The organism is Streptomyces sp. Je 1-79 (genome assembly GCF_025195125.1).
In the GTDB taxonomy this organism is placed as follows: Bacteria; Actinomycetota; Actinomycetes; order Streptomycetales; family Streptomycetaceae; genus Streptomyces.
Genome location: NZ_JAMGSL010000014.1, coordinates 1 through 16,020, shown reverse-complemented (window position 1 = coordinate 16,020; position 16,020 = coordinate 1). Strand labels below are relative to the sequence as shown.

Genomic DNA, 16,020 nt, shown 5'->3' with positions numbered 1-16,020 from the left:
GCCGGGGTGGGGGGGGGGGGGGGCCCCGGGGGGGGCCCCCGCCCTCCGCCGTACCCGGTCAGGCGTCCCGCTCCTCCAGGTCGTCGTCCAGCTCGTCGTCGAAGACCGCGCTGACGTCGAAGCGGCAGACGATCCGCTCCGGATCGGCGTGCTCGAACGGCGCGTTGAGCCACTCCCCCGGTTCCGGCAGCTCCTCCGCGGCCGAGACCCAGAGCGTGGAGTCGCCCTCCTCAAGGCCGAACTCCTTGTGCCGTGAGGCGATTTCGTCCGGTTCGTACTCCCCGAAGAGCACGCCGAGCGCCGCGTGCGCACTGACGCCGACGGCGGGCGTCGCGCCCGATCCGCCCTCGTCGCCCTCCAGGTCGGCGATGCGCTGGGCCTGGGCGAGCAGCCGCTTCGGTTCCGCCACGGCGTAGTCGCGGCGGATCAGCACGCTGAGGGCGTGCGGCTCCTCCGGCCCGGCGTAGGGCGGCAGCGAGTCGTCGGCGCCCGGGATCTCGAAGGGGGTGACCTCGTCGTACCGGTCGTAGAGCCGCTCGTCGTACGCCTCGGCCGCCGCGGCGAGGGCGTTGAAGGCTTCGTAGACGGCCGGGTCGTCGTCCCCCGAGCGGCGTTCGACCGCCTCCAGGTGACGGTCCAGTGCGGCTTTGACCGCCTCGGCGGCGGCACGTACCTCGGCAGCGGTGGGCTGCGCAGCATCAGACATGGGACGCACGCTATCCGTAGCGGGCAGGTGCCCGCACAATAGATGCGATGCCGGAATACGAATTTGTCGACGTGTACGTGCCGCGCGGCGTCTCCCGCAAGGAGGCGACGCGGCTTCTGACCGACCATGCCGAGTACGGGCACTGGGAGTTGGACCGCCTGACACTGCACCGGGACGGCAGCCGCAGGGTGCGGCTGCGCCGGCGCATCATCCGTCAGGTCCGCGCCACCTGGTGACATGACAAGGGGCCCCGCGACGCGGGGCCCCCGTTTCGTTGCGCGGCCGTCCTAGGCGGAGCGGCGGGCGCGGCGGTAGAGCACCGAGCCGGCGAGCAGCAGACCGGCGCCGGCCGGGACGACCACGCCGAGCGGACCGGAACCGGTCTGCGCCAGCTCCTCGGTCGCCTCGGGCTGCGTGATCGTGTGCGCACCAGGCGTGTTCGGCCCGTTCGGCGTGCCGGGTCCGCCGGGCTCGCCGGAGTCACCGGGGTTGCCCGGGGTGCCGGGCGTACCCGGGTTGCCGGGGTTCCCCGGATTCCCGGGGTTGCCAGGGTTACCGGGGTTCCCCGGATTCCCGGGGTTGCCCGGATTCCCAGGGTTACCGGGGTTGCCGGGGTTGCCGGGGTTGCCGGGGTTCCCCGGATTCCCAGGGTTGCCCGGGTTCCCGGGGTTCCCGGGGTGCGTCGGCTCGACGCCGTTGGCGCACTCGTTGCCGAACGCCGGGTTGATGGCGCCGATGACCGAGACGCTGTTCCCGCAGACGTTGACCGGGACGTCGATCGGCACCTGCACGGTGTTGCCGGAGCCGACGCCCGGGGAGTTGCTGGTGCCGCCCTCGGCCGACGAGCCGCGGTGCCTGCCCGGCTTGGAGACGTTGGCGCACTTGTTGCCGAACGCCGGATTGATCAACCCGACCACGTTGACGGTGTTTCCGCAGACGTTCACCGGCGCGTGCACCGGGACCTGGACGGAATTTCCGGACGCGACGCCCGGGGAATTCGAGGCCGAACCGTTCGCACTCGAATCGGCGTTCGCATAACCACCGCCGAGGGCGAGTACGCCGCCCGCGGCCGCAACGGTGATCAGGCCCTTGCGCGTGACCTGTCGCATAGCTGTTCCCTGCCTTTTCGGCTTCTGCCTTCTGGCTTCAGAAGAGGGCCACCGGGCACGACGCCCGGGGCGGAAATGCCCACCGGCCCCGGAGTGCATGGCACGCACTCCGGGGCCGGACTGGCTCAGACCCTCACGGGTCGAGGCACAACGTCAGGCGTTGATGCAGGTGTTGCCGAAGGCGGGGTTCAGCAGCCCGATCACGGAGACCGTGTTGCCGCACACGTTCACCGGGACGTGAACCGGCACCTGGACGACGTTGCCCGAGAGCACGCCGGGGGAACCGATGGCGGCACCCTGGGCACCCGAGTCGGCAACGGCCATGCCCGCACCCGCGAGAACGAGACCGCCCGTGGCAGCCGCAGCAGCGACGACCTTCTTGATCATTATTCCTCCTTGTTGGCAATGCGATCCCAGCCGCGGACCGCACCACCTGTAACGAGGGGGATGTATTGGGGCTACGAGCCTATGAGTGCATTCACTCTTTCCGGTCACATGCGTACGCGCGGACGAATACCGGAAGGCGCGACGGGAAGCAGGCGGAAAGCAGGCGGAAGGGGAAGGCGCCTGCGGCGGCCCTCCTCAGGAGGCGTCGATGAAGCGGTCGAGGACGCGGACGCCGAACTTCAGCCCGTCCACCGGCACCCGCTCGTCCACGCCGTGGAACATCCCGGCGAAGTCCAGCTCCGGCGGCAGCTTGAGCGGTGCGAAGCCGAAGCAGCGGATGCCGAGGTCGTCGAAGGACTTGGCGTCGGTGCCGCCGGAGAGCATGTACGGCACCGCGCGGGCGATCGGGTCCTCCGCCTTGAGGGCCAGCTGCATCGCGTCGACGAGGTCGCCGTCGAAGCTGGTCTCCAGGGCCTTGTCCCCGTGCACGTCCTCACGCTTGACCCGCGGGCCGAGGATCCGGTCGAGGTCGGCCAGGAACTCCTCCTCGTAACCGGGCAGGAACCGTCCGTCGACGTGCGCCGTGGCCTGGCCGGGGATGACGTTGACCTTGTACCCGGCGCCGAGCATGGTCGGGGCGGCGGAGTTGCGCAGGGTCGCGCCGACCATCTTGGCGATGCCGCCCAGCTTGGCGAGGGTCGCCTCCATGTCCTCGGGGTCGAGCGGGGTGCCCAGCGCGTCCGAGAGCTCGTCCAGGAAGGACCGTACGGTCTTGGTGACCCTGACCGGCCACTGGTGGCGGCCCAGTCGGCCGACGGCCTCGCACAGTTCGGTGATGGCGTTGTCGTTGTTGGTCATCGACCCGTGGCCGGCCGTCCCCTCGACGGTCAGCCGCATCCAGTGCATGCCCTTCTGGGCCGTCTCGACCAGGTAGAGCCGCAGGTTCTCGTTGACCGTGAAGGAGAATCCGCCGACCTCGCCGATCGCCTCCGTCACCCCGTCGAAGAGGTCGCGGTGGTGGTCGACCAGGTGGCGGGCGCCGTAGGTGCCGCCGGCCTCCTCGTCGGCGAGGAAGGCCAGGACGATGTCGCGCGGGGGCTTGCGGCCGCTGCGCATCCGGTCGCGAACGACCGCGAGGGTCATCGCGTCCATGTCCTTCATGTCCACCGCGCCCCGGCCCCAGACGCAGCCGTCGGCGACCTCGCCGGAGAAGGGGTGGTGGGTCCAGTCCTCCGCGTTGGCCGGAACGACGTCGGTGTGGCCGTGGATGAGAAGGGCCGGCCGGGAGGGGTCCTCGCCCTCGATGCGGGCGACGGTGGAGGCCCGCCCCTTGTGCGACTCGATGATCTTCGGCTCGAGGCCGACCTCCGCGAGCTTTTCGGCGACGTACTCCGCCGCCGCCCGCTCGCCCGGGCCGGAGTGGTCGCCGTAGTTGCTGGTGTCGATGCGGATGAGGTCCCGACAGAGGTCGACGACCTCGTCCTCGCCGGTGACGCTCCGGGCCGTGTTCGACTCGCTCACGCTGCTTCCTCCCACTACGTGCCCCACGTGCTTGCTGGTGGTCGCCCCCATCCTCGCGCGCCCGCCCCCCGGGACCCAAGGGCCCCCGTCGTCCGACATGCGCCCGTCACACGGTTCCGCCCTGGTCGGGGGTGGTGATCGGCCACCTCCAATGTTTGCTATGGTTTTCCACGTCGGAACGGCCCAGCGGCCGGAAAGACAGACACCTTGTCCGGGTGGCGGAATGGCAGACGCGCTAGCTTGAGGTGCTAGTGCCCTTTATCGGGCGTGGGGGTTCAAGTCCCCCCTCGGACACCAACGAAGGACCCCACGTCATGTGGGGTCCTTCTTGTTTACGGACGAGGCGGCGGCGCGACGGAGGCTGGGGCCGGTGAGACGCAGGACGAGGACGCCGGCCGCGCCGCTCGCGCAGCGTGAGGGGATCGATCCGGCGCGGGTGCGGCTGCCGGAGGATCCCGGCGCGCGGTGGGCGACCGTCGGGGACTTTCTGCGGGCCCGGTACGGGGGTGCCGTCGGGGACGCGCGGGTCGCGGAGATGCTGCGGGACGGGCGGTTCGTGGGGGTGGAGGGGCCGGTCCGGGGGGACGAGCCGTACGCCGTCGGGCTGCGTCTGTGGTTCCACCGGGACTTCCCCGCCGAGGAGCGGGTCCCGTTCGAGCTGGGGATCGTGCACCGGGACGAGCGGATCGTCGTCGTCGACAAGCCGCACTTCCTGGCCACGATGCCGCGCGGGCGCCATGTGACCGAGACGGCGCTCGCCCGGCTGCGCCGGGAGCTGGGGGTGCCGGAGCTGCAGCCCGCGCACCGGCTCGACCGGCTGACGGCCGGCCTGGTGCTCTTCGTCGTGCGGCCCGGGGACCGGGGCGCGTACCAGACGCTGTTCCGGGACCGGCTGGTCGGCAAGGAGTACGAGGCGGTGGCGGCGTACGACGAGGGGGTCACGCTGCCGGTGACCGTACGGAGCCGGATCGTGAAGGAGCGCGGGGTGATGGCCGCCCGCGAGGAGCCGGGAGAGCCCAACAGCGAGAGCCGGATCGAGCTGGTCGAGCGGCGCGGCGGGCTCGGGCGCTACCGGCTGCTGCCGGCGACCGGGCGCACCCATCAGCTGCGGGTCCACATGAACAGCCTGGGGCTGCCGATCCTGCACGATCCGGTCTATCCCGTGGTCCGGGAGGACGGGCCGGAGGACTACACGCGTCCGCTGCAACTGCTCGCGCGGACACTGGAGTTCACCGACCCGTTCACCGGTACGCCGATGACGTTCGTGAGCCGGCTGCGGCTCAGTGGCCTCGGCTGATCCACTCCTCCAGGTGCGGGGCCTCGGCACCGATCGTCGTGGTGTCGCCGTGGCCGGTGCGGACGACCGTCTCGGCCGGGAGGGTCAGCAGCCGGTCGCGGATCGAGGCGACGATCGTGGGGAAGCTGGAGAAGGAGCGTCCCGTCGCTCCGGGACCGCCCTGGAAGAGCGTGTCTCCGGTGAAGACGGTGCCCAGGTCGGGGGCGTGGAGGCAGACCGCTCCGGGGGCGTGACCGGGTGTGTGCAGGACCTTGAGGTCCGTACCGGCGATGGTCAGGGTCTGTCCGTCGGCCAGTTCGCCGTCCGGGGTGTGGTCGGGGTGGGTCTGCTTCCAGAGCGGCTGGTCGTCGGGGTGGAGCAGGATCCGGGCACCGGTGGCGGCGGCGAGGGCCGGGGCGGCGTCGATGTGGTCGTTGTGGGCGTGGGTGCAGACGATCGCCCGCAGGGACCGGCCGTCGAGCGCGGCGAGGATGGCGTCGGCGTCGTGGGCGGCGTCGATGACGATCGCCTCCGAGTCGTCGCCGACGATCCAGACGTTGTTGTCGACGTCCCAGGTGCCGCCATCGAGGCTGAAGGTGCCGGAGGTGACCAGGTGGTCGATGCGGGCCGCCATCAGAGGACCACCACCGAGCGCAGGACGTCGCCCTCGTGCATCCGGGCGAAGGCCTTCTCGATGTCGCCGAGGCCGATGGTCTCGGTGACGAACGCGGCGAGGTCGATGCGGCCCTGCTGGTGCAGGTCGATGAGCATCGGGAAGTCGCGGGAGGGCAGGCAGTCGCCGTACCAGGAGGACTTCAGCGCGCCGCCGCGGCCGAAGACGTCCAGGAGCGGGAGTTCGAGCCGCATGTCGGGGGTGGGGACGCCGACGAGGACGACGGTTCCGGCGAGGTCGCGGGCGTAGAACGCCTGCTCGTACGTCTCCGGGCGGCCGACGGCCTCGATGACGACATCGGCGCCGAAGCCGCCGGTGAGCTCGCGGATCGCCTCGACGGGGTCGGTGGAGCGGGAGTTGACGGTGTGGGTGGCGCCCATCCCCCGCGCGGTCTCCAGCTTCCGGTCGTCGATGTCCACGGCGATGATCTTCGCCGCGCCCGCGAGGCGGGAGCCGACGACGGCGGCGTCGCCGACGCCGCCGCAGCCGATGACGGCGACGGTGTCGCCTCTGCCGACGTTTCCGGTGTTGATCGCGGCGCCGATGCCGGCCATCACTCCGCAGCCGAGGAGACCGGCGACCTCGGGGGCGACGGACGGGTCGACCTTGGTGCACTGGCCCGCGGCGACCAGGGTCTTCTCGGCGAAGGCGCCGATACCGAGGGCAGGGGAGAGCTCGGTGCCGTCCAGAAGGGTCATCTTCTGGTCCGCGTTGTGGGTGTCGAAGCAGTACTGGGGGCGGCCGCGCAGACAGGCCCGGCAGGCGCCGCACACGGCGCGCCAGTTGAGGATCACGAAGTCCCCGGGGGCCACGTCCGTGACGCCCGCGCCGACCGTCTCGACGACGCCCGCCGCCTCGTGGCCGAGGAGGAAGGGGAAGTCGTCGTTGATGCCGCCCTGCTTGTAGTGGAGATCGGTGTGACAGACCCCGCACGCCTGGATCTTCACCACGGCCTCGCCCGGGCCGGGGTCGGGAATCACGATCGTCTCCACCCGCACGGATTCGTTCCTGCCGGGGGCGACGACCCCTTGGACCTGCTGCGGCATCGGGTACTTCCCTTCCTCGGTAAGGCTCTTGGCTACCACTATCTCCTGACAATGGGCGAGACCCCCGCAGGTCGTACCTGCGGGGGTCTCGTCACCCGTGGGGGGAGTACGGGGCGCGTACCCCGTGAACGGGCCGTCAGTCCTTGTACGTGGCGGCGGTCGCGCGGACGCGTCCCCGGACCAGGAACCAGCCGCCGACGAGCAGGAGCCCGATCAGCGGGAGGCAGTTCACGGTGGTGCGGCTGATGCCGCCGTCCATCCACATCAGGACGAGGACGGAGCCGAGGAAGACCAGCGTGACGATCTGGGTGTACGGGGCCCAGGGCAGCTGGTAGGCGGGGCGGGCGACCCGGCCCTCCTTGGAGCGGTTCACGAAGAGCAGCGAGCAGACCATGATCATGGCCCAGGTGCCGATGATGCCGATGGAGGCGAAGTTCAGCACCAGCTCGAAGGCCTCGCCGGGCATGACGTAGTTCAGGCCGACACCGAGGACCCCGAAGGCGGCGGTCAGCAGGATGCCGCCGTAGGGGACGCCGCCCTTGTTCATGACGCCGGTGAACTTGGGCGCGGAGCCGGCGAGCGACATGGAGCGCAGGATCCGGCCGGTCGAGTAGAGGCCCGAGTTCAGGCTGGAGAGCGCGGCGGTGAGGACGACGAGGTTCATCACGCCGGCGGCGCCGGGGATGCCCAGCTTGTCGAAGACGGTGACGAAGGGGCTCTGGTCGCCGGAGTACGCGGTGTACGGCAGGAGCAGCGCGAGGAGGACGACGGAGCCGACGTAGAAGAGGCCCACGCGCCACATGATCGAGTTGATCGCCTTCGGCATGATCTTCTCGGGGTTCTCGGTCTCGCCGGCGGCGACGCCGCACAGCTCGACGGAGGCGTAGGCGAAGACGACGCCCTGGATCAGCAGCAGCATCGGCATGACACCGCTGGGGAAGATGCCGCCGTTGTCCGTGATGGTGGCCAGGCCCGGGGTGTGGCCGCCGATCTCGTGCGAGGTCACGATCAGGAAGATGCCGATGAGCATGAAGGCGACGAGCGCGCCGACCTTGATGATCGCGAACCAGAACTCCATCTCGCCGAAGTACTTCACCGAGATGAGGTTGGCGGCGAGGACGACCGCGAGGGCGATCAGGGCGAGGATCCACTGCGGGACGTCGCTGAACATGGCCCAGAAGTGGGCGTAGGTCGCGGCCGCGGTGATGTCGGCGATGGCGGTGGTCGACCAGTTGAGGAAGTAGAGCCAGCCGGCCGTGTAGGCGCCCTTCTCGCCCATGAACTCACGGGCGTAGGAGACGAAGGCTCCGGAGGAGGGGCGGTAGAGGACCAGCTCTCCGAGGGCCCGCACCACGAAGAAGGCGAAGACGCCGCAGACCGCGTACGCGATGAAGAGGGACGGTCCGGCGTTGGCCATGCGGCCACCGGCGCCGAGGAAGAGGCCGGTGCCGATCGCGCCACCGATGGCGATCATGTTGATGTGCCGGGACTTCAGGTCCTTGCGGTACCCGGCGTCACCGGCGTCGACGTGGGGGGACGCTCCGGATGCCGTCGCCGGTGGCGTGGCGGACAGCGTGTCGGCCGCAGAGGGGGTGCGGTCACTCATGGAGTTGTTCGCCTTCGTGAGGGGGAGGGTCTGTGCGGTACCCGGCCGCGCGCGTGGAGATCGTCCACGGCTCTCACGGCCAGCGCACATCGTCACGTCACGAGGCGAATTCAGCAGTGGCCAATGTCACTGAACGCCCTTATTTGAGCTACTTCTGAGGTTGCTACAAAGGCAACGCCTGGGATCGGAAGGTTTTACGGCGCGAGAACGTCCAGTTCCTTGAGCGCGCCGACCGCGATCTGACGGGTGAGCTCCTCGGCGCGGACCGCGTCCCTCTCCCGGACCGCCTCGGCGACCTGGACGTGGAGGGTGACGGCTGCCGGGTCGGGGTCCTCGAACATGACCTGGTGGTGGGTGCGGCCGGTGAGCACCTCGGCGACCACGTCGCCGAGCCGGGCGAACATCTCGTTGCCCGAGGCGTTCAGGACGACCCGGTGGAAGGCGATGTCGTGGACGAGGTACGCCTCCAGCTGCCGGCCGCGCGAGGTGGCGACCATGCCGAGCGCCTGCTCGGTCAGCTCGCGGCACTGCTCGGGGGTGGCGTGGACGGCGGCGAGTCCGGCGGCGACGGGTTCGACCGCGGAACGGAGCACGGTGAGCGAGCGCAGCTGACGCGGGCGGTCGGCACCGGCCAGGCGCCAGCGGATGACCTGGGGGTCGTACACGTTCCACTGCGCGGTCGGCAGGACGATCACGCCGACACGGCGGCGGGACGCGACGAGGTGCATGGACTCCAGGACGCGGACGACCTCGCGGACGACGGTGCGGGAGACGTCGAAGCGCTGGGCCAGCTCGTCGGTGCGCAGCACGCTGCCGGGCGGGTACTCCCCCGCGGTGATCGCGAGACCCAGGGTGGCGAGGACGTGCGTATGGAGCCCCTGGGCCGGTGTCGTCATGGGGGTCAGCCTACGTGGACGCCAAGATCAGGAACAAAAAGTATGACTTTAATGTCACAGCCACTTGAATACGTCGTACCCAATGGGTTTCATGAGCGCGACGGATTCGATGTCGAAGAAGACAGCGAGGCACCACCCCATGAGCACCACCTCCCCGACGGCCCCCCAGGTCGTCGTCGTGATGGGCGTCGCCGGCACCGGCAAGACGACCATCGGTCCGCTGGTCGCGGACGCGCTCGGAGTCCCCTACGCCGAGGGCGACGACTTCCACCCGGCGGCCAACGTCGCCAAGATGGCCGCCGGCGTCCCGCTGGACGACGCCGACCGCGGCCCCTGGCTCGACGCCATCGGTGCGTGGGCGCACGGCCGGGAGGGGCTCGGCGGGGTCGTGAGCAGCTCCGCGCTGAAGCGGATCTACCGCGACCGGCTGCGGGCTGCCGCCCCGGGCGTGGTCTTCCTCCATCTGACCGGCGACCGCGAGCTGATCGAGCGGCGGATGACCGAGCGCAAGGGACACTTCATGCCGACGGCGCTCCTCGACTCTCAGTTCGCCACGCTGGAGCCGCTGGGGGACGACGAGGCCGGTGTCGCGGTCGACGTCTCCGGCGCCCCCGAGGAGATCGCCGCACGGGCGGTCGCCGCGCTGCGTGGCCGGCTCGCCGGCTGATCTCCGTACCCCGCCGTACGCCGAGCCGCTCGGCCTGCGGACGGGCCCGGCGTGCGCCGCACACGGTGCGGACGCCGCCGTACCGCCTCCCCCTGCCCCCACCCGTCCCCTAAGGAACCCCCGTGACCAGTCTCAGCGTCGAGATGCTGGCAGCGGACGCCGTCGAGCCGATCACCTCGGCCGGCAACGCCCAGCTCGGCATCGCCGTGCTCGCCGGCATAGCCGTCATCGTCCTGCTCATCACCAAGTTCAAGCTGCACGCCTTCCTGGCCCTGACCATCGGGTCGCTGGCCCTGGGCGCGTTCGCCGGAGCCCCGCTCGCGGCGACCATCGACTCCTTCACCATCGGCCTCGGCAAGACCGTCGCCGGTGTGGGTGTGCTGATCGCGCTCGGCGCGATCCTGGGCAAGCTGCTCGCCGACTCCGGCGGCGCCGACCAGATCGTCGACACGATCCTCGCCAGGGCGAGCGGCCGGTCCATGCCCTGGGCGATGGTGCTGATCGCCTCCGTCATCGGTCTGCCGCTCTTCTTCGAGGTCGGCATCGTGCTGCTGATCCCGGTGGTGCTCCTCGTCGCCAAGCGCGGCAACTACTCGCTGATGCGCATCGGCATCCCGGCTCTGGCCGGTCTGTCGGTGATGCACGGACTGATCCCGCCGCACCCCGGCCCGCTGGTCGCCATCGACGCCCTGGGCGCCAACCTCGGGGTCACGCTCGCCCTCGGTGTCCTGGTCGCCATCCCGACCGTGATCATCGCCGGCCCCGTCTTCTCCCGGTACGCGGCCCGCTGGGTCGACATCCCGGCCCCCGAGAACATGATCCCGGCACGTCCCTCGGAGGACCTGGAGAAGCGCCCCGGCTTCGGCGCCACCGTCGCGACCGTCCTGCTGCCCGTCGTCCTGATGCTGGTCAAGGCGCTCGTCGACATCGTCGTCGGCGACCCCGACAACGCGCTGCAGAAGGTCACCGACGTCATCGGCTCACCGCTGATCGCGCTGCTCGCGGCCGTCATCGTCGGCATGTTCACCCTGGGCCGCGCAGCCGGCTTCACCCGGCAGCGGCTCTCCACGACCGTCGAGAAGTCCCTCGCCCCGATCGCGGGCGTGCTGCTGATCGTCGGCGCGGGCGGCGGCTTCAAGCAGACGCTGATCGACGTCGGCGTGGGCCAGATGATCCTGGACTTCTCCAAGAACTGGTCGATCCCGGCGCTGCTCCTCGCCTGGCTGATCGCCGTGGCGATCCGCCTCGCGACCGGCTCGGCCACGGTGGCGACGATCTCGGCGGCCGGGCTCGTGGCCCCGCTCGCCGAGGGCATGGGCACCAGTGAGACGGCGCTGCTGGTCCTCGCGATCGGTGCCGGTTCGCTCTTCTTCAGCCATGTGAACGACGCCGGGTTCTGGCTGGTCAAGGAGTACTTCGGGATGACCGTCGGCCAGACGATCAAGACCTGGTCGGTGATGGAGACGATCATCTCGGTCGTCGGCATCGCCTGCGTCCTGCTGCTGTCGCTGGTGTTGTAGCCGACGCCGCCGCACGCACCGCACACGGACCGGGTCCGGACGCCGCCCAGGCGTTCCGGACCCGGTCCGTGTCATCCGGTGGACGGGCGCCCCGCGCCGCTGGCTCACGGCCCGCACCCCTCACTCACGGCCCGCGCCGTTAACCCACGGCCCGCGCCGCCGCCCGGCCCGCCGCACGGCCCGAGAAGATGCAGCCGCCGAGGAAGGTGCCCTCCAGCGAGCGGTAGCCGTGGACGCCTCCGCCGCCGAAGCCGGCCGCCTCGCCCGCCGCGTACACCCCCTCCAGCGCCTCGCCGTTCTCCTTGAGCACCCGCGACGACAGGTCCGTCTCCAGGCCTCCGAGCGACTTGCGGGTCAGGATGTTCAGCCGTACGGCGATCAGCGGACCGGCCTTGGGGTCCAGGATCCGGTGCGGGGACGCCGTACGGATCAGCTTGTCGCCGAGGTATCTGCGGGCGCCCCGGATCGCCGTCACCTGGAGGTCCTTGGTGAAGGGGTTGGCGATCTCCCGGTCGCGCGCCGTGATCTCGCGGCGCAGCTCCGCCTCGTCGATCAGCGGCTCGTCCGTGAGGGCGTTCATCCCGCGGACCAGGGCGGTCAGGTCGTTCTCCACGACGAAGTCGGCGCCGTGGTCCATGAAGGCCTTCACCGGCGCCGGTACGTCCGCGCGGGCCCGGCCGATGACGTCCCGGACCGACTTGCCGGTGAGGTCCGGGTTCTGTTCGGAGCCCGAGAGCGCGAACTCCTTGCCGATGATGCGCCGGTCGAGGACGAACCACGTGTGGTCGTACCCGGTCCGCATGATGTGTTCGAGCGTGCCGAGGGTGTCGAAGCCCGGGAAGAGCGGCACGGGCAGCCGGCGGCCGCGCGCGTCCAGCCAGAGCGAGGACGGGCCGGGCAGGATGCGGATGCCGTGCCTGGCCCAGATCGGGTTCCAGTTCTCGATGCCCTCGGTGTAGTGCCACATCCGGTCGCGGTTGATGTGGTGCGCCCCGGCCTCCTCGGTGATGCCGAGCATCAGCCCGTCGACATGGGCGGGAACTCCGGAGAGCAGCTTCGCGGGCGGGGTGCCGAGCCGGTCGGGCCACTGCTTGCGTACGAGGTCGTGGTTGCCGCCGATGCCGCCCGAGGTGACGATCACCGCCTGGGCGCGGAGTTCGAAGGTCTCGGTGACCTCCCGGCTGCTCGCGGTGCCGCGTTCGGCGGTGGAGGGCTCCAGGATCTCGCCGCTGACGGTGTCCACGGCTCCGGCCGTGCGGCCGAGGCCGGTCACCCGGTGCCGGAAGCGGAGCTTGACCCGGCCGGCGGCGACGCCCTCGCGGACCCGGCGCTCGAAGGGGGCGACGAGGCCGGGTCCTGTGCCCCAGGTGATGTGGAAGCGGGGCACCGAGTTGCCGTGCCCGTTCGCGTCGTAACCGCCGCGCTCGGCCCAGCCCACCACGGGGAAGAAGCGCACCCCGCGCGCGTGCAGCCAGGACCGCTTCTCACCCGCCGCGAAGTCGACGTACGCCTCCGCCCACTTCCTCGGCCAGTGGTCCTCGGGGCGGTCGAAGCCGGCCGTGCCGAGCCAGTCCTGGAGGGCGAGATCGTGGCTGTCCTTGATCCGCATCCGGCGCTGCTCGGGCGAATCGACGAGGAAGAGCCCGCCGAAGGACCAGTGGGCCTGGCCGCCCATGGACTGTTCCGGCTCCTGGTCGAGCAGGATGACGCTCCGCCCGGCGTCCACGAGTTCGGCGGTGGCCACCAGGCCGGCGAGGCCGGCTCCGATCACGATCACATCAGCGTCGTACGACATGGACCGAATCTTGGATACACCGATGTATCCAGTCAACAGTCCGAACCTTTCCCGCCCCTCCCGTTTTCTAATGTCGAGCATTAATATGGGTCTCATGGCAAGGACGTCAGGACCCGAGACCCGGGAGAAGCTGATCCGCGCGGCGGAGGAGGCCTTCGCGGCGCAGGGCGTCGACGGCGCCCAGCTGCGCGACGTCGTGGCGCTCGCGGGCCAGAGCAACCCCTCGGCCGTGCAGTACCACTTCGGCTCGCGCGCGGGCCTCCTCGACGCGGTGATGGCGGGCCGCCAGAGGCGTACGGAACAGGTCCTCGATCCACTCCTCGCCGAGGCCCCCGACGATCTCCACGCGCTGGTCGAGGCCCTGGTCACCGCCGAGGCGAGCGAGCTGCGCACCGAGCGCGGCCGCCGCTGCCTGCGGATCTCCGCCCAGCTCAGCCATGAGAGCGGGGTCCGCACGCGCACCCCGCACCCCACGCTCGACGGGACCGTGTACTGGCGGCTGATCGAGCGGGTCGAGGCCCGGCTGACCGGCCTTCCCGAGCCGCTGCGGCTGGAACGGCTCGATCTGGCGCTCACCGTCGTCGGCGCCGCCATGGCCGACCGGGCGCGCCAGTACCTCGACGGCACCGCGCCGCTCACGCCCGAGCCGCTCTTCCTCGCCGATCTCGTCGAGACCACCACCGCCCTGCTGCGGGCGTCACCGCCCACCGTCCGAGAGGAACTCCCATGAACGAGCCCACCCGCCTCCACGACCTCACCGGCAGGACCGTCCTGATCACCGGAGGCGCCCGCGGTCTGGGCGCCGAGGCCGCACGGCAGGCCGTGGCCGCCGGGGCGAACGTCGTGATCACCGACGTCCTCGACGACGAAGGAAAGGCCACCGCGGCCGCACTGGGCGAGCGGGCGCGCTTCCTCCACCACGACGTCACCTCCGAGGAGGAGTGGGCCGCCGCCGTCGCGTACGCGGTCGCCGAGTTCGGCGGGCTCCACGGCCTGGTGAACAACGCCGGGATAGCCACCGGAGCCTTCCTGGAGACCGAGTCCGTCGAGAACTTCCGCAGGGTGCTCGACATCAACCTGACCGGCGTCTTCATCGGCATGAAGGCCGCGATCCCGGCGATGAGGGAGGCCGGCGGCGGCTCGATCGTCAACATCTCCTCGGCCGCCGGTCTGATGGGCCTGGCGCTGACCGCCGGTTACGGCGCCTCGAAGTGGGGCGTGCGTGGCCTGACGAAGATCGGCGCGGTGGAGCTGGGCACGGCGGGGATCCGCGTCAACTCGGTCCACCCGGGCATGACGTACACCCCGATGACCGCCGCCGTCGGCATCGAGCGCGGCGAGGGCGGATACCCCAACACCCCGATGGGGCGGGTCGGCGAGGCGCCGGAGATCGCGGGCGCGGTGGTCTTCCTGCTCTCGGACGCGGCCTCGTACGTCACGGGTGCGGAGCTGGCCGTGGACGGCGGCTGGACGACCGGTCCGACGGTCAAGTACGTGATGGGGCAGTGACCGTCGGGAGGCGGTGACATCGGGAGGCGGTGACCTGACGGCCGGTGATTTCATGGCGGGATGACGAACCCCGCCGAAGAGATCCTGGACGTCGTCGACGAGAAGGACGAGGTGGTCGGCCTGGCCCCGCGCGGCGAGGTGTACGCGCGGGGCCTGATCCATCGCTGCACGTTCATCCTGGTACGGGACGCCCAGGACCGGATCTTCGTGCACCGGCGCACCCCCGGGAAGCTGGTCTACCCGTCGATGTACGACATGTTCGTCGGCGGGGTCGTCGGCGCGGGCGAGTCGTACGACGACGCGGCCCTGCGCGAGGCGGAGGAGGAGCTCGGGGTCTCCGGTCTGCCGCGCCCCGAGCCGCTGTTCCGGTTCCTCCACGACTCCGGGGGCGTCGCCGGGAAGTGGTGGTCCGCGGTCTACGAGGTGCGCTGCGACCTGCCCGTGCGCCCCCAGGTGGAGGAGGTCGCCTGGCACGCCTTCCTGCCGGAGGCCGAGGTGGTCGCGCGGCTCGGGGAGTGGCGTTGGGTCCCGGACGGCCTGGCGGCCTACGGACGGCTGCGGGCGCGCCGCGGTTAAGGTGCCCGGGTGAGTGACTTCGTACAGAGCCTGCGGCTGTGGTTCGCGCCGCAGCGGATCCGCGACGAGGGCGAGACGCCGGACTACCGGTTCTCGCTCGCCAACGAGCGCACCTTCCTCGCCTGGATCCGGACGGCGCTCGCGCTCATCGGCGGCGGGTTCGCCGTCGACCAGTTCCTGACGGATCTGCGCTGGGGCGTACGCGTCGGGCTCGCGCTCGCGCTGCTCGCCGCGGGCGTGCTGTGCGCGCTGCGGGCGGTCAACCACTGGGTGCGGTGCGAGCGGGCGATGCGGCGCGGGGAAGACCTGCCGGTGTCACGGTTCCCGACCGTGCTGGGCCTCGCGGTGGCCGTGGTGGCGCTCGCGATGGTGGTGGTCATCGTCTTCGGCTGGGCCGGGCGGTGACCGAGGCGGCGACGCCCGCCCGGGATCCGGGGCTGCAGCCGGAGCGGACCCGGCTGGCGTGGCGGCGCACGACGCTGACCTGCACGGTCGTGGCGGTGCTCGCCGCGAAGTCGGCGATCAAGGACGAGATCACGGGGCCGGGCGTGGCGGGGGCGGCGCTGACGGCGCTGGTCTGGATCGCCTTCCTCGCCGTCGGGCACCGCCGGATCCACGCCCTGGACACGGCGCGCCCGGGGCCGCTCTCCCACCGGGGCGTGCTGCTCGCGACGGCGTGCACGGTCGCGCTGGCCGCGTTCGCGGTCGCGGTGGTGCTCTGACGGGGCCTAGG

At 71.0% G+C, this 16,020-nt stretch carries 18 protein-coding genes and 1 tRNA gene; 10 read left to right on the top strand and 9 right to left on the bottom strand.

From position 1 onward, the window contains the following. Positions 1-58: 58 nt before the first annotated feature. On the bottom strand, positions 59-706 hold the full coding sequence (locus M5362_RS26280; protein WP_260230232.1) for a hypothetical protein: 648 nt from the start codon (positions 704-706) through the stop codon (positions 59-61). A 47-nt stretch (positions 707-753) separates the two neighbouring features. Here M5362_RS26280 and M5362_RS26275 point away from each other — a divergent pair, with 47 nt between their 5' ends. Further along, positions 754-942 carry a DUF5703 family protein gene (locus tag M5362_RS26275; protein WP_100106356.1) on the top strand — a complete coding sequence of 63 codons (189 nt, stop codon included), beginning with the start codon at positions 754-756 and terminating at the stop codon, positions 940-942. A 51-nt stretch (positions 943-993) separates the two neighbouring features. Here the strand turns inward: M5362_RS26275 and M5362_RS33220 are convergent, their stop codons facing one another. The 3 genes from M5362_RS33220 to M5362_RS26255 form a co-directional block, all read right to left on the bottom strand. After that, complete coding sequence (locus M5362_RS33220; protein ID WP_308354913.1) at positions 994-1,815, bottom strand: chaplin; 822 nt, start codon at positions 1,813-1,815, stop codon at positions 994-996. A 153-nt stretch (positions 1,816-1,968) separates the two neighbouring features. Beyond that, a complete protein-coding gene (chpH, locus tag M5362_RS26260; RefSeq protein ID WP_260230231.1) occupies positions 1,969-2,202 on the bottom strand; it encodes a chaplin ChpH in 234 nt (77 codons plus the stop codon). 195 nt (positions 2,203-2,397) lie between these two features. Next, complete coding sequence (locus tag M5362_RS26255; RefSeq protein ID WP_260230230.1) at positions 2,398-3,723, bottom strand: M20/M25/M40 family metallo-hydrolase; 1,326 nt, start codon at positions 3,721-3,723, stop codon at positions 2,398-2,400. Between the two features lie 209 nt (positions 3,724-3,932). On the opposite strand from M5362_RS26255, the gene M5362_RS26250 reads away from it, so the two are divergent. Further along, a tRNA-Leu gene (locus M5362_RS26250) sits at positions 3,933-4,020 on the top strand. A gap of 73 nt (positions 4,021-4,093) precedes the next feature. Then, positions 4,094-5,020, top strand: a complete 927-nt coding sequence (locus M5362_RS26245) for a pseudouridine synthase (RefSeq protein WP_260230229.1) — start codon at positions 4,094-4,096, stop codon at positions 5,018-5,020. Here the strand turns inward: M5362_RS26245 and M5362_RS26240 are convergent. From M5362_RS26240 to M5362_RS26225, 4 genes are all read right to left on the bottom strand, one after another. Then, positions 5,004-5,633, bottom strand: a complete 630-nt coding sequence (locus M5362_RS26240) for an MBL fold metallo-hydrolase (protein ID WP_260230228.1) — start codon at positions 5,631-5,633, stop codon at positions 5,004-5,006. The genes M5362_RS26245 and M5362_RS26240 overlap by 17 nt on opposite strands. Continuing rightward, positions 5,633-6,718, bottom strand: a complete 1,086-nt coding sequence (locus M5362_RS26235; protein ID WP_260230227.1) for an S-(hydroxymethyl)mycothiol dehydrogenase — start codon at positions 6,716-6,718, stop codon at positions 5,633-5,635. Before M5362_RS26235 ends, M5362_RS26240 begins: the two co-directional genes overlap by 1 nt. A gap of 136 nt (positions 6,719-6,854) precedes the next feature. Next, positions 6,855-8,324, bottom strand: a complete 1,470-nt coding sequence (locus tag M5362_RS26230) for an amino acid permease (RefSeq protein ID WP_260230226.1) — start codon at positions 8,322-8,324, stop codon at positions 6,855-6,857. A 194-nt stretch (positions 8,325-8,518) separates the two neighbouring features. Further along, positions 8,519-9,220, bottom strand: coding sequence for a FadR/GntR family transcriptional regulator (locus M5362_RS26225; RefSeq protein ID WP_260230225.1), 702 nt, complete (start codon positions 9,218-9,220; stop codon positions 8,519-8,521). Positions 9,221-9,359: 139 nt separating this feature from the next. On the opposite strand from M5362_RS26225, the gene M5362_RS26220 reads away from it, so the two are divergent. After that, positions 9,360-9,887: a gluconokinase gene (locus M5362_RS26220; protein ID WP_260230224.1), complete on the top strand. Its 528-nt coding sequence runs from the start codon at positions 9,360-9,362 to the stop codon at positions 9,885-9,887. Positions 9,888-10,009: 122 nt separating this feature from the next. Then, positions 10,010-11,407, top strand: coding sequence for a GntP family permease (locus tag M5362_RS26215; protein WP_260230223.1), 1,398 nt, complete (start codon positions 10,010-10,012; stop codon positions 11,405-11,407). 139 nt (positions 11,408-11,546) lie between these two features. Here the strand turns inward: M5362_RS26215 and M5362_RS26210 are convergent, their stop codons facing one another. Continuing rightward, positions 11,547-13,202 (bottom strand): FAD-binding dehydrogenase, encoded by a 1,656-nt coding sequence (locus tag M5362_RS26210; RefSeq protein WP_260230222.1) that lies wholly within the window; start codon positions 13,200-13,202, stop codon positions 11,547-11,549. A gap of 94 nt (positions 13,203-13,296) precedes the next feature. On the opposite strand from M5362_RS26210, the gene M5362_RS26205 reads away from it, so the two are divergent. From M5362_RS26205 to M5362_RS26185, 5 genes are read left to right on the top strand one after another with little or no spacing between them, the layout of a single operon-like run. After that, positions 13,297-13,932 (top strand): TetR family transcriptional regulator, encoded by a 636-nt coding sequence (locus tag M5362_RS26205; protein WP_260230221.1) that lies wholly within the window; start codon positions 13,297-13,299, stop codon positions 13,930-13,932. Continuing rightward, positions 13,929-14,711: a glucose 1-dehydrogenase gene (locus M5362_RS26200; protein WP_260230220.1), complete on the top strand. Its 783-nt coding sequence runs from the start codon at positions 13,929-13,931 to the stop codon at positions 14,709-14,711. Before M5362_RS26205 ends, M5362_RS26200 begins: the two co-directional genes overlap by 4 nt. 60 nt (positions 14,712-14,771) lie before the next feature. After that, entirely contained in the window at positions 14,772-15,287 is a 516-nt protein-coding gene (locus tag M5362_RS26195; protein ID WP_260230219.1) for an NUDIX hydrolase, read from the top strand. A gap of 9 nt (positions 15,288-15,296) precedes the next feature. Further along, positions 15,297-15,692, top strand: a complete 396-nt coding sequence (locus M5362_RS26190; protein ID WP_260230218.1) for a DUF202 domain-containing protein — start codon at positions 15,297-15,299, stop codon at positions 15,690-15,692. Next, complete coding sequence (locus tag M5362_RS26185; protein WP_260230217.1) at positions 15,689-16,009, top strand: DUF202 domain-containing protein; 321 nt, start codon at positions 15,689-15,691, stop codon at positions 16,007-16,009. Before M5362_RS26190 ends, M5362_RS26185 begins: the two co-directional genes overlap by 4 nt. Positions 16,010-16,020 lie beyond the last annotated feature (11 nt).

Coding starts and splice junctions, on each gene's coding strand:
- M5362_RS26280 (WP_260230232.1), bottom strand. CDS start 706: ATGTCTGATGCTGCGCAGCCCACCGCTGCCGAGGTACGTGCCGCCGCC.
- M5362_RS26275 (WP_100106356.1), top strand. CDS start 754: ATGCCGGAATACGAATTTGTCGACGTGTACGTGCCGCGCGGCGTCTCC.
- M5362_RS33220 (WP_308354913.1), bottom strand. CDS start 1,815: ATGCGACAGGTCACGCGCAAGGGCCTGATCACCGTTGCGGCCGCGGGC.
- chpH (WP_260230231.1), bottom strand. CDS start 2,202: ATGATCAAGAAGGTCGTCGCTGCTGCGGCTGCCACGGGCGGTCTCGTT.
- M5362_RS26240 (WP_260230228.1), bottom strand. CDS start 5,633: ATGGCGGCCCGCATCGACCACCTGGTCACCTCCGGCACCTTCAGCCTC.
- M5362_RS26235 (WP_260230227.1), bottom strand. CDS start 6,718: ATGCCGCAGCAGGTCCAAGGGGTCGTCGCCCCCGGCAGGAACGAATCC.
- M5362_RS26230 (WP_260230226.1), bottom strand. CDS start 8,324: ATGAGTGACCGCACCCCCTCTGCGGCCGACACGCTGTCCGCCACGCCA.
- M5362_RS26225 (WP_260230225.1), bottom strand. CDS start 9,220: ATGACGACACCGGCCCAGGGGCTCCATACGCACGTCCTCGCCACCCTG.
- M5362_RS26220 (WP_260230224.1), top strand. CDS start 9,360: ATGAGCACCACCTCCCCGACGGCCCCCCAGGTCGTCGTCGTGATGGGC.
- M5362_RS26210 (WP_260230222.1), bottom strand. CDS start 13,202: ATGTCGTACGACGCTGATGTGATCGTGATCGGAGCCGGCCTCGCCGGC.
- M5362_RS26205 (WP_260230221.1), top strand. CDS start 13,297: ATGGCAAGGACGTCAGGACCCGAGACCCGGGAGAAGCTGATCCGCGCG.
- M5362_RS26200 (WP_260230220.1), top strand. CDS start 13,929: ATGAACGAGCCCACCCGCCTCCACGACCTCACCGGCAGGACCGTCCTG.
- M5362_RS26195 (WP_260230219.1), top strand. CDS start 14,772: ATGACGAACCCCGCCGAAGAGATCCTGGACGTCGTCGACGAGAAGGAC.